The 13,349-nt window shown below is 45.2% G+C and carries 9 protein-coding genes; all 9 read right to left on the bottom strand.

Going from position 1 to position 13,349, the window contains the following annotated elements:
* Positions 1-129: 129 nt before the first annotated feature.
* The 9 genes from NSU15_RS07510 to NSU15_RS07470 all read right to left on the bottom strand — a co-directional run bounded on the left by NSU15_RS07510 (position 130) and on the right by NSU15_RS07470 (position 13,348).
* On the bottom strand, positions 130-1,704 hold the full coding sequence (locus tag NSU15_RS07510; RefSeq protein ID WP_042125256.1) for an ABC transporter substrate-binding protein: 1,575 nt from the start codon (positions 1,702-1,704) through the stop codon (positions 130-132).
* 80 nt (positions 1,705-1,784) lie between these two features.
* Positions 1,785-2,663 carry a carbohydrate ABC transporter permease gene (locus NSU15_RS07505; protein ID WP_042125254.1) on the bottom strand — a complete coding sequence of 293 codons (879 nt, stop codon included), beginning with the start codon at positions 2,661-2,663 and terminating at the stop codon, positions 1,785-1,787.
* Positions 2,664-2,675: 12 nt separating this feature from the next.
* Positions 2,676-3,638: an ABC transporter permease subunit gene (locus NSU15_RS07500; RefSeq protein ID WP_081382504.1), complete on the bottom strand. Its 963-nt coding sequence runs from the start codon at positions 3,636-3,638 to the stop codon at positions 2,676-2,678.
* 75 nt (positions 3,639-3,713) lie between these two features.
* A complete protein-coding gene (locus NSU15_RS07495) occupies positions 3,714-5,336 on the bottom strand; it encodes a helix-turn-helix domain-containing protein (RefSeq protein ID WP_042125252.1) in 1,623 nt (540 codons plus the stop codon).
* A 6-nt stretch (positions 5,337-5,342) separates the two neighbouring features.
* Complete coding sequence (locus NSU15_RS07490; protein WP_042125250.1) at positions 5,343-7,091, bottom strand: sensor histidine kinase; 1,749 nt, start codon at positions 7,089-7,091, stop codon at positions 5,343-5,345.
* Positions 7,092-7,180: 89 nt separating this feature from the next.
* Positions 7,181-8,173: a carbohydrate ABC transporter permease gene (locus tag NSU15_RS07485; protein WP_076099586.1), complete on the bottom strand. Its 993-nt coding sequence runs from the start codon at positions 8,171-8,173 to the stop codon at positions 7,181-7,183.
* Positions 8,170-9,039, bottom strand: coding sequence for a sugar ABC transporter permease (locus NSU15_RS07480; protein ID WP_076099587.1), 870 nt, complete (start codon positions 9,037-9,039; stop codon positions 8,170-8,172). The genes NSU15_RS07485 and NSU15_RS07480 overlap by 4 nt, the downstream gene beginning before the upstream one ends.
* The gene (locus tag NSU15_RS07475) at positions 9,036-11,318 is read right to left on the bottom strand and encodes a DUF5696 domain-containing protein (RefSeq protein WP_076119315.1); all 2,283 of its coding nucleotides are present in this window, start codon (positions 11,316-11,318) and stop codon (positions 9,036-9,038) included. Before NSU15_RS07475 ends, NSU15_RS07480 begins: the two co-directional genes overlap by 4 nt.
* Complete coding sequence (locus NSU15_RS07470; RefSeq protein ID WP_339289789.1) at positions 11,312-13,348, bottom strand: YIP1 family protein; 2,037 nt, start codon at positions 13,346-13,348, stop codon at positions 11,312-11,314. The genes NSU15_RS07475 and NSU15_RS07470 overlap by 7 nt, the downstream gene beginning before the upstream one ends.
* Position 13,349 lies beyond the last annotated feature (1 nt).

The following is a 13,349-nucleotide window of genomic DNA, read 5'->3' as shown; positions in this document are numbered from 1 at the left end:
ATTCCATATGAATACTCCACTCCTCTTCGCTGTATGATCCATTACAATCAAAAGGGGCATAACTAACGCATTATGCCCCTTTTGTCCGTCAGATCCGTTTAACAAATGAAATTATTGATCACACTCTGCTTATTTCTTGCCGTTTTCAGCCAGCCAAGCATCCAACTGCTTTTGCGCTTCCGCAATTACTTTGTCTGATCCCGCTGCTTTTTGTTTTTCCAGCATCTTAGGAAGAGCTTCTTCCGGATCGAGTTGGCCGGACTTCAACCCGTCAACAAAGGTTTTATTTGCGTTGTCGATCGAGATTAGTTCATTTTTGACCGGCTCCGGATCAAAGATAAATCCAAAAATCCGCGAAGGGTTTGCGGTAATCTGTTCGTTGAATTTCTCATAGTTCTGGTATTTATTCGGGTCTTCGCCTACACGTGTATAGTTAAGCATTTGATTGCCCACTTGCCACATAATATCATGGTAGTAGCCGACATTTTCTGTAGTTTTGCCTTCCGGCAGCGCAATTTGTCCGTCTTTAAGCACATAATGTGTTCCTTCAATACCGAAGTTGAAAAGGGTCAGAAGCTCCTTGTCCTTATAGAAAAGATTAAGCAGCATCATGGCGCGTTCCGGATCTTCAGAGCTTTTTGAAATCGCATACATGGTTGCCGTCATTTTTCCGGTCTGCAGACGGTCAATATTGAGCGGAATCTGCAGCATCTCGCGGCCCGCTTTAATCGAACCATTCGGTGAAACGGCAGCTTTGCCAATCTCCATATCAGCGATAATATCCATGTCAGTAACAAATGCAAATCCTTTACCTGCTTGAATTTTTTTCCAGGCATCCAGACCTGGTGTCAGTGCGTCCTTGTTAATATACCCCGCCTTGTACCATTTGTTGGTCAGCTTGGCAAGCTCCATATAACGTGGAGTAGTGAACGAGTTGATTACAGTATAGTCATCTTTTGCTGTTCCCACGGTGTTAATAACCGCAATGCTTGCAATGGAATCTAGATTCGTAGATGAATAGTAAGCTTCAAGCGGAAAGCTTGGCGCTACCAAAGGCGTAATCCCCGGTTCGTTCTCCTTGATTGTCTGCAGCATCGGTTCCAGATCTTCGACCTTTCCGGACTTCAAAACACTGAGATCAAAGTTGTATTTGTCCACCAACTCTTTGTTCAAATAAACTCCTTGTGTGCCGCCCAGCTCTTGGTGGGTATGGATACCGTACAGCTTGCCGCCGCGTTTAGCCGGATCATGATAATCCTTCTCAACAGCTTCGATATCCGGGCCGTATTTGGCGAGCAAATCATCAAGCGGCAGCAAGCCGCCCTTTGTCACCTGTTGCTGGAATCCGAGCCAATCCGCTGTAAACAGCAGATCCATTTTATCTCCGGAGGCCATCATCAGGTTTGTTTTATCGCTCCATGCGCCCCAGTCGATGGGATTCAGTTTGACCGTCATGTTCATTTCCGGATATGTTTTTTTCAGATAATCATTCATTGCATCCTGTACCAGCTGATTGTCATTCTGAGGCGCATCGGGGAATACCATTACGACTTCGTAAGGCTTCAATTCGGAGCTGGCCGTCCCCTCCGGCTGAGCTGTGCCCGCCGGAGAATTAGCAGCATTATTTCCGCCACAGCCGGTTGCCACAACTGAAGTCAGCACCAACGATGTCAGTACAACAGAACTCTTTTTCAACCACTTCATAAATAGTAGACCTCCCTGGAATACTTCTGTTTTTCTTTAAATCCTTTACTTGCATATACTAATCCAGCATTATGCTGGGATCAGCCTTTCACAGCGCCTACGGTAAGACCTTTTACGAAATACTTCTGCAGGAAAGGGAATACCAGCACCAACGGTCCGATTGCAATCATCGCCATCGCCATCCGAATGGATTCCAGCGGTGTTGTGACCTGTGCGGTGGAACTATAAGCCTTATTCGCAATCGTCTGCAGGAACGAAGCGTTCATTAAGGTTTTGGTCAATAGATATTGCAGAGAGAACAGTTTCTCATTCTGGATGAAGACCAGGCTTGTAAACCAGTCGTTCCAGTAGGATACGGTGGTGAATAGTCCAATTGTAGCCATTACAGGCAAGGACAGCGGCAGAATAATGCTGAAGTATGTCCGGAATTCACCTGCACCATCTATCTGGGAAGAATCAATCAGTGAAGGCGGTATACTGTTCGTGAAGAATGTCCGCATGATGATAACGTTAAAGCCGCCGATCAAACCCGGAATAATAAGGGCCATCAACGTATCCTGAACATGCAAGAACCGGGTGTAGATAAGATACCAGGGCAGCAAGCCTCCCGAGAACAACATCGTAATCAGGATGTAGAAGCTCAGCGCCCCCCTGAGCGGAAACTCTTTCCGCGACAGCGCATAGGCCATTGCCGAAGTCACAAACAAACTGATGACAACACCAATCAACGTTACCGAGGCAGAAACGCCATAAGCCCGCAATATTTTTTCGGCATCTTCAAACAAATACTGATAAGCGACAAGACTGAATTTGCCGGGCCAGAAGCTGTATCCATTAACAGTTACCCAGTCTTCATCAGCAACCGAGATCATGAACACAAGCCAAAACGGGATCAAGCAGGCAAGGCTGAACAAAGACAGGAAAATAATGATAAAGGGATTAGTTCGTTTTTTTTCCATGGTTTTCTCCTTTTAGAACAAAGCATTTTCTTTGCTGAATTTACGGACAATCAGGTTGACGGTAATGACAAGTGTAAAACCAACAACAGACTGCAGCAGCCCTGCCGAGGAGGCGAGTCCCGTATCGCCGGTAACCATTAACGCCCTGTATACATAGGTATCGATAACATCAGTTGTCTCTTTGATCATCCCGGATGCCATAGTTGCCTGATAGAACAGACCGAAATCGGCGTTGAAAATCCGGCCAATCGCCAGCAATGTCATGATGATAATGATCGGAGCAATCAGCGGAATCGTAATTTTCGTCATTTGCTTCCAGCGGCTGGCTCCATCAATGACGGCTGCTTCATAATATTCAGAGTCTATCCCGACAATGGCTGCGAGGTAAACTACGGCCGAGTAGCCCACACCCTTCCAGGTGTTGACAATGGTCAAAATATAAGGCCAATGCTGCGCTTCCGCATACCAGTTTCTAGGATCTATCCCGAAGGGCTCCAGAATAAATTTATTGATGAACCCCAGTTCCGGATTTAAAAATCCATAAACGATGTAGCCGACAATGACCATGGAAATAAAGTTAGGCAGGATCACTGTGCTCTGAAAGAATTTGGAGGCAAATTTATTCTTGACCTCGTTGAGGAGAAGGGCCAGCATCACTGCCAATATCGTATTGATAAGCAAAAAGCTAATGTTGTACAGCAATGTATTCCTAATGATCAGCCAAGCATCGTTTGAAGCAAACAGAAACTTAAAGTTGTCCAGTCCGATCCATTTGCTTCCCCATATCCCTGCCGTATAATTCAAGTCCTTGAAAGCCAAGAAAATACCGAACATGGGCAGATAGTTATTGATCAGCATCAACAGCACACCTGGCAGTGCCAGAACGATCAAGGCTCTGTACTTCCATATGGTTTTCCATTTTGAGTTGCGCTGCGAGATGCCAGATTGTGTCAGTGTTGCTTTTTCCGAAGCCATAGTTCCACACCTTCTTATTGGGTTATGGCTTTATTATAAGGAGATGCCAACAACTGCTCTGCCGTTTTTATAACCTCAGTCTAATCGTTTTGTGACTTTGCGATATTCCTGAGGATTGACGTCGAACTGCTTGCGGAACATTTTGGTGAAATGTGAAAAATTACTGTATCCTACCTGCTGCGCTATCGCGCTTACCGACATATCCGTGGTATCCAAAAGCTCGCGGGTGCGGTTCATCTTCACTGAGATCAGGAAATCAATGAGGTTCTGGCCGGTCTCTTTTTTGAACAGTCTGGAGAGATACGCCGGGTTCAATCCCACATAATCAGCGACGCTGACCCTGGAGATCTCTTCCTCTATATTCTGCTGGATGTAGCGAATGGACCGCTCAATTACACCGCCCTTTTCCTGCCGCTCGAATTCCGCCTCCATGACCGCCGATACAATCCCTTCTGCCCAATGCCTGTACTGAAGCAGTCCCCGTATGCGGGCGGTTGTCCAGTCTGTAAACAGGACTATGCTTCCCGCATTGATTCCTCTTACCTGCAAGAAGTGATATATAATCTGCAAGGTATCCTGATGCAAGGCGTCTAGATTTCTTCCCTGAAAGCAAGGATTGGCTTCCAGTTTCTCTGTCAGATTATGAATAAACTGCACAGCGGACTCACGCTTGCCATTCAGCATATAAGAGATCAAATCATTGAGCAGGATATCATCCGAATTAGGTGATAATAACATCTGGTCCTGTGGCATGTATAAAAGCACCGATTGTGTGCGAGAAATATTGTCACGCTCCATGATTTTTAAGCTTTCGCACATTCCCGGCAGCTCTTGAAGGGGTTTGAATGAGCCGACATAGCAGGTTACGATGCTGTAGAACAGCTCCCGGCAAGCTTTGATAAAACGTTTACCTATGTCCGTGAGCTGCTGAATTCTGAGCTTCCTAGTCGCCTGTTCTCCCATCGCGCCTTTGGCATACAGCAGAATGAACAAAACCCCGTTTTTGTCTGTGACGGCCTCCCCTTGATGCTCTTCTGTAAAAAATTCCTCCGCCGCTTTCTTCACGGCATATTCCATGATTTCCTGATCCCGCGGACTGAGCGGTTTAGACCACTCCTCAATACTGATCAGAATAGGAAGCACCAGATCGTCAGAATTTAACCCCACGCCAGCCTCCGCCAGCTCCCGGTCAACAAAATCCCCAAAAGACAGGATACTGCGGGACAACAAATCCTGCCAGAAACGTTCCACACGCTTCGGCTTTTCTTTTTGCCATAAATTTAGATACTTATGATACATTTGATTGTAGGACGCATACTCTTCCTTCTCACGGTTGGCTGCTATCATACCTGATACGACAGACAACAGCTCATCTGTGTCAACAGGCTTCAGCAAATAATCAAAACTCCCGAGGTTAACGGCTTTCTTGGCGTAGGAAAATTCGGAATGACAGGTCAGAAATATCGATTCCGTCCAGGGAGAATATTCCCTCACCCAGCCAACCAGTGAAAGCCCATCTTCATCCGGCATTTCAATATCGCAAATCAGCAATTCTATTCTGTGTTCATTCATAATCTCCCTGGCCTTGTCGGCTCTATTCGCCGTCAAGACCTCTTCAATCCCATACGCTTTCCATTCGCAGCAGTAGAGAAGCCCCTCCACAGCGAACTGTTCATCATCTACAATCAATAAACGCATCTCTCATCATTCTCCTTCCATATATTCAATGGGCAGGCTAAGCCGCACACGGAATCCGGACGGCTCATTTTCACTGAAGTGAATGTTGGCTTTGCCCTGATAGCGCATAGCCAATCTTTGTTTCACATTCCAGATACCAATGTGGCCGTCATCAGTTTCTGGCCTATAATCAGGTGAATTCAGCTCTTGTAGTTTTTGTTGAGTACTACCTCTTCCGTTATCCGAGATTTCAATAATCATTGTATCGGTGTTCTCTTCTGACTTGACTGCACAAATTTCCAGATAGAATGTTTCTGCTTTCAAACTTATGCCATGAAGCATGGCATTTTCTACAAAGGGCTGTACAATCAAGGACGGTATAGAAGCGAGGATAATGTCTTCATCTATTGTGATTTGAAAATCAAAAGACTGCTGGTATCGCATCTTTTGAATTTCAAGATAATTGCGGAGATGATCAAGCTCCTGTTCCAAAGTAATGCTGTTATCCTTTACCTGAAGCATGAATCGGAAATACTGCACCAGATGCCGTACTGTCTTTTTTACTAATTCAAAGCGTTTCAGATCGGCGAGTTGGAAAATGATATTGAGCGTATTTAGAAAAAAGTGAGGATTAATTTGCATTTGCAAATGCTTCATTTCCGCTTTTTGAGCATTTAGCCGTTCCTCATACACGTCAATTTTCAGATTTTGTATTTCTACAACCATGGTATTAAAGGCCTGATTCAGCGCTTGAAACTCTAACAAGTTAGAAGAAGGAAGCTGGGCTTCCATAGACCCTTTTCTGATGCGGTGAATGCCGCCCAACAAATTCAGAATCGGACGAATGACTATACGGCGAAAATAATATAAGTAAACCAGTAAAATGATCAAAATAAAGAAGGGCAGTACATTAATAATCATTTGGAATGTATTCAAGCCCTGGAGTAGCTCGGAATCGGGGATTACCACAGATAGATTGATCCCCAGGGTGGATGACTGGCTAGACACAACTAACCATTTCCGGCCATCATGCATATAAGAAAATGAAGAATTCTGATTCATCTTATCGTGTGGCAGCTTGAAGTCGTAGCCCATCGATTTCGAAGAACTGGTTAAGATATTTCCTTCATTATCCACAATAAGCACATCACCGCCTGATTGCAGGTTCAGATTGCCCAGCGGTGAACGCATAGAATCGATTCGGATGAGCGCGCCGATATAACTGGGATTGCTCAGGTTATTACCGACTGTCCGGTTTATATAGTAATCCCCAGCTATATTAACTATTGTCCATTTGTACCGGAGTGGTTCCATTTTATCTTCATTGTGAACCTTGCCCGTGATCCAGGCTCTGATTTCATCCATATATTCCTCCGTGTTCCCTAATACATTGGATAATGTCAACATATCATTGACGCCGGAGTACAGATAGAACATATCCACGCTATGATAATAGGCCTGATAGGCTTGATTTCTTTGCATAATTCCCATACGGGCAAAATAATAATCGGAATCTTTCAGCCCTGGACGGTTGAATTGAAGGAAATTCTCGTCATGATCAACAATATCTACCAGATTAATAGTTATATCCTCGAGACTTCTCTCCATCATTTTCAGATTGGAGTTGACCAAATTCTGATAGGATCTGGATACCTGAGCCAATACATTTTCCTTGGCATAGTATCCCCCTGCAAAAAGAACGGAAAGAAGCGGAATCGTTATAGCAGCAAACAGTTGAATAAGCCTTACACCGAGCGAATTTTTCTTATTTTTCATAATTCGTCCTTTCCGTTTGTTTGTTCCACAACAAAAAGAAAGGGCCACTATTGTGACCCCGACAGATTTGTTCCTTCTTCCTTCTGTTGTCACTCCCCGGTAATCCCTGTCTTGTCAATGCTCTCCACAAACCATCTTTGAACAATCAGATATAAGGTAACGAGCGGAATAATGGATAATAACGTTCCCGCAAAGGCCTTCGCCTCCGTAAAGTTCAAATTCGGATTTTGGTTGAAGTCTCCGCTTTGACTGGCTTTGACCGCAGCGCCGTAAGTGTTCTGTAGATCTCCGAGCAGCATCGGAACCGTCCGAATTTTGCCGTCCAGATAGAATGAAGTCAGAAAGGTCTCATTCCAATAGAGCGAGAAGGCATAGACGCCTACGATAATAAAGGCCGGCCCCGCCATAGGGATAGCGATTCTCCAGAACGTTCTAAATGCACCTGCCCCATCGATAAATGCCGCCTCTTCCAACGCCTTCGGAATCATTTTGAAGAACTGGAAGAAGATCAAAATAAACAAAGCCGCCTGCTCTCCCTGTCCGGTCAATGCCGGTATAATAAGCGCACCCAGATTCCCCTTCAGACCGAGCTCCATAAAAATCTGAAACCGCGGAATAAAAAACAAAGTCTTCGGGACGATATAGGTGAACAACAGCAGCAGCAACACGATATTTTTCCCTTTGAACTGGAAACGCGCTAGTCCGTAGCCCACTAGAGCGGAAGAAATGATTACACTTATTGTCGAAGCACCCGCCACCATAGTCGTTGTCAGGAATGAGCCGGGCAGCTGCAATGCCTTCCAGGTCATTTCATAGTTGAACGTATACAGACTGCTCGGCAGCCATTTCACCGTGCTGTCGACCAAGTCCACGTTTGACATGAAGCTGGCCGATAACATATAAAGCAGCGGATACAGGAATATAAATCCGAAGATAGTCAGAATCGTATAGGTTGCCGCCTTATATACGAATCCGTCGCTGATCTGCATACCGAACAGAAACTTCTTGAGCGGAGGCGTGCGTCTTCCGATTTGCTGCTTCAATTGCTTATACGGCTTGATTTGGACCGGTTGTTGAGTCATTTGGCCACCCCCTCTTTGGAATTTCTGCTGCGGGTCGCAAAATACAGGATAAGTATGAGTGCGATTTGGATTAAGGAATACAGCAGGGATAGCGCGGAAGCATAGCCTTCACGTCTGGACCCGTCGAATTTGGACTCCATAATGATGGTATTGATCGGATTCAAATCAAAATTTGCCAGGAAAACCACCAGATAAATTACGCATATGCTTACCAGTGGATAAATGGTGGGCAAGGTAATCTTCCAGAAAGAAGTCCACGGCGATGCCCCGTCGATGGATGCCGCTTCGTACATATCCTTGCTGATTTTTTGCAGCGCCGCGAGGAAAATCAGGATTGGCACTGCACTATACCACATCAACTGCAGAATCAGCTCAAACAGATTCACAATCAGCAGCAAAGCTCCCTTAGATGGAATAATCGTCCCCAGCGTCTCAAGGATGAAGTGATTGGCAGTGATGGACATGCCTCCATATGTGCTCATATTCTCAATCAGTTTCCCATTCAAAATAATAATTGGCAGGAAGAACATCAACCGGTAGATTGCCTTTCCCCTTATTTTCTGGTTAAGCAGCATCGACACAATAATGGACAGAGCAATAATAACCGGGACATACACTAATGTGCCGATAAAATAATTTTGTGCTTCAACGACAAAGTCTGGCTCCTCTAACAGGATTCGTTTGTAGTTCTCTATACCCACCCAATTGTATCTCCACCCGGACTTCGATCCGAAGGATACCTTGTAGAAGCTCATATAGATCGTTCTGTACAGCGGATAAGCGACAAAGGCTAGAAAACCGAGAATCCAGGGACTTATAAAGAGAACGCCCATTAAACCTTGCTTGGTTTTTATGCTCAATTTCATAGAATCACGAACCCTTTTGATTTAATTCTAACGTCTTGATAGCGATACTCTGTATCCTTGTAATTAATCACTATTTTGCTGCCGTTGTCGTACTCTACAAGGACAACACCGTCGTCAATGATCGTATGGTTGATCATTTCACTACCCATTACATTATTTAGAGCTTCACTAACAACCGAATAATAATTGTCAATACGGTCCTCCAGAGTCTTCAGCTGCGAGACATAGACATCACTTGAACCTGTCCGTTTGATCTCATACGTCGATTCACCTGTCAGTACAAACGAAGGGAATACCCCGAATTCAATCAGCTTAAGAATGGCCTCCGCATCATTGGATGAGAAGTTCATGTAAGGCGAATACATATCCATATAACCGCTCAGGACTAACGGCACCAATGGAACTGTAGCATCAATGAAAATCAGATTGGAGGATACGATCGACGTGTCGTAATAATCACTGGCATATTTGAACAGATAAGCATCAGGCATATACAGGCCTGTTTTAATTCCATTATCATTCAAATACTTCAGAGTCTTCTCAGTGTACGCCATTCCCTCATTCGCATAACCGACTGTTCCATGATCATAGTGAGTAAATGGACTATTCCCGAATCCGTCCAGGGCCAGTTCGCCGATCTTATATTTCTTGAATGCCTCCAGATCCCGTTCAGCGAGGAAGGAATAGTACTTAGGATTATTCAGATAATTATACTGTGCCTTGTTTTCATTCAGCACGCTCATATCCTTGCGGTTTAACTTGCTCGCCGTATATTTCGTCTTCTCGTACCAGGATCTCGCGTAGTCCACATAATGGCTGAACTTGATATCATTCACGGAGAAATAATCCACGGCTTCTTTAAACGCCTTGCTTCCGCCAAGCTGATTCATCATGGTGAAACGATAAGCCCACTCATCCTTGACGAACATCTTGAATGAAACACTCAGCTCTGAGTAACCCTTCTCCTTCAATTTCCTTACGAGCTCCTGCGCCTGTATATAGGTTGTTGCCGGCACGTTCTCCACGCCCAGTGTTCCCATCGCCAATTCATTATTGACGAAATCAATTTTCATCGGAACCTGGTCGTGTGTCCTCCCCTTATCTTGTTTCAGCAGCCCGTCTTGCTGGATCAGGAAGCTGCGGAAGCCCTTGGCTACCCCGACATAGTTCGATTGGTCGCCCTCCAGAAAAACATAGCGCTGCACCAGCTCAAACCGATTCGGCTCCTCCTGAAAGCTGAGAACAGATTGTTCCTGATTTGTCCGACTCTGCACCTGCGCATACTGTGTACGATAGGTATAAGTAAAATAGGACTGATAGAAATTCGTCTGCAAATCACGGGATACATAATTATAATTCGCATACCCCTCACCGCCCTCGGCAATCACAAGCAAGCCGGAGCGGCCTTCCTCATGAATAATTCCATAAATCGGCAGCGTTATCCGTTCAAGCGGCTTCACAACGGTACGCCTGGGTGTGAACTCCGGAGTATCTTCATATCCCGGATCCGGACCATAGACAGGTGCCGAATAGCCAGTCGCATACTTCGGAATTTCTCTCAGCTTCACAATAGCCCCGGCCCCATCAGGCAAGACGATATAACCGTTCTCTTTATGAGTAGCACTGCCAAAAAACGGATATGGAATAATCTCGCTTAGCCGGATGTCGTTGTTTCCCGGCTTGCCAAGCTTGGGGTTATATTCCTCGATACTTCTGCGCGGGACATGAATAATTAAATCTCCCTCTTGCAGTGCAACAACAAGGTCAAACTTGATCTTAGCCTTGGTGAAATCTATCGTTGCTGTAAAGCCCTCGTCCCTGTACTGGTAAGTCAGCTTCGCATTATCTCCCAATATAGTTCTTCGGCCGGAGGTGAATTTGTTATACGTGACAATGGAAATCCCGGATTTAATATAGGCTGCAACCTCATTGCTGTACTTGTTACCTTTCGTATTCACACTGACATCATAAGAGAACCACGTGCTGCCGTTGCACTTGTCCTTAACCGCTATGGCTGCCGTTTCTTCCTCCAGATAAAGCTCCAGCTTCTCGTTGCCGGCCACCATCCTGAAGGCAGCCGGAATTGGAGCGGCACTGCCGGCGGCAGCGCCGCTATTGAAGCAAGTCTGCTGTGCATTGTTCACAATAATATCTTTATAATCATTCTGGGCAGCGGCTATGCCGTATTCGACCTTCTGGCTGTCGCCAATTAAATAATTTATACCGAGTGCCGCTGCAATCAGAAGAACTATTCCGTATTTCAACCATCTCTTTACCATTTTTTGCTCGCCTCCGTAATCACGTCATACCCGAAATCAAGTAATTGACTGCCCAGCGAGTACAATACAAACAGGAACAATCCGATGATAAGCATCGTAAACGTACTCTTGAACACGACGTTAACCGTCTCTCCAACCTCATAGCTGTGAATGTCCTTGATCATAAAAAACATCAGAAAGGCAATCCATAGCATCATGGCCTGAATCGGCAAGTGATAGAAGACCGATTGTTCCAGCGTCAAGCCGTTGCTGAACAAAACAAGCGGAGGCAAAACAACCAGAATTGGACTCAGCGCATATGCCGTGGCATTATAGACATCCCTGAATCTACCTTCCCCATCGCTGATGGAGCAAATGAGATAATTGGAAACCATCCATAACACCGCAAGCCCGAAAATGATCCATAACTGATGAAGAAAGTACCCTTGTTTTTCAACAAACAGACCGCTGGTGTGATCATGATGCAGAATGAATACGGCGAATATCAGCATGTAGATCAGAGTGGCCGATTTTCTGGATACTCTGTTCTGATATTTAATTTGGTAGAATCCATCCAGCGGATGCCTCAGAAAGGTGAAGATGAACATCAGATCGCTAATGACTTTGACCTTGTAGATAACCTTCAGCCGATCCTTAATCTTGGTCCAATATTGATATTTCCGGTTCGTAAATTTATGGGCATATCCAATAATCAATAAACTAAGTAACAGTGCGAAAATAACATCCAGATGGTTCTGCAGCCAGGACTGGCGGATTTCCCAGAATGCTTCCGATACGCCTGCCTTGTACTGGGCATCCTTGAATTCTTCATAGGCCTCACCAGCCTCTCCATCCCGAAGGTAAGCCTCACCCAGACCAATTCGCGCCTTGTCAAAAGTTGAATTGTATTTCAACGTATATTCCCAAAGCTTCTGGCTCTTGGCGTACTCCCCGTTCTGATAGGCGTCCATTGCTTTATGTACCGCACTTGAGAATTCGGACGAACGGTAGATTTGGAGCAATTTCATCCCTTGATCGACTACGATCACTTCATCCGTCGAATTGGAGGCAATGCTTACAGGCCGATTCAGAAGCCCGAGGCGGCTGGAGTTGAAATCCTTCCCTCCGAACATAAAGAGCAGATTGCCATTGGCATCATATTCAAAGATCCAGCCATCCGAGCTCACGGAATAGACAGTGTTATGACCTCCAACCCATACACTTTCCATGGAATAGGTCCCGATGATACCATCTGGATAATAATTCGTTCCCGAGACATTGAACTTCTTGATCGGGTTAGATTCCACAGAAGATGTAACAGTGTAAATAAAGCCCTTCTTGTCAATCGCTAAATTGCTGGGAACGTCAGGAAGAACCTTCTCCAGTTTGTCTTTTTGAGTCTTGGTCAGAAGACTGGACCGCAATTGATCAAGAAAAGGAACCTTTAACGGATTCCCTCCAAAGAAAGTGATAAATTCTCCATCCCTGTTCAACATGATCAGACCGTTGACCGAGCCAGCGCTTCTTACGTAAATATTGCCTCTTAAATCAACCGCGATATGGGTCGGGCTAAAATCGTAGCCTTCAGTAAAAATCGGCGAATCCGGCTTGCTGATTTCCTTTTTGAATGCGAAAGAGGATTTGTCAAAGATATAAATCTGTCCTGCCCCGGCATCCACCACATAGATGGAATCCTTCGTTACAAATGTGCTTTGGACCGCGGAGAACTTATCACTTGTGAGTTCCTTGTAGAAGCGTAATTTCCCGTCCAAAACAAATACCTTGTTCAATGCGCTGTCCGTAATATATACGTAGTCTTGCTCATCCACAAACACATGCTCGGGCGTATCCAGTCTTTGCCCGTTGATTTCTCCAATCTGCGTGACTGGCGTATAGGCGTCCTGCGTCCGGATCGTATAACCTTCACTGTCACTGGTGTAAGTGAAGTAGGGAGCATCCGAGGCCGCATAAGCCTGTGACGTACTGAGAAACACCATGATCAGCGCAACCGTCACCAATTTCAGCGTTCTTTGCATTGTCCACTTTCCCATA

The sequence above is a fragment of the Paenibacillus sp. FSL E2-0201 genome, from assembly GCF_037963325.1.
In the GTDB taxonomy this organism is placed as follows: Bacteria; Bacillota; Bacilli; order Paenibacillales; family Paenibacillaceae; genus Paenibacillus_AQ.
This window is presented reverse-complemented; position numbering and strand designations above follow the sequence as displayed.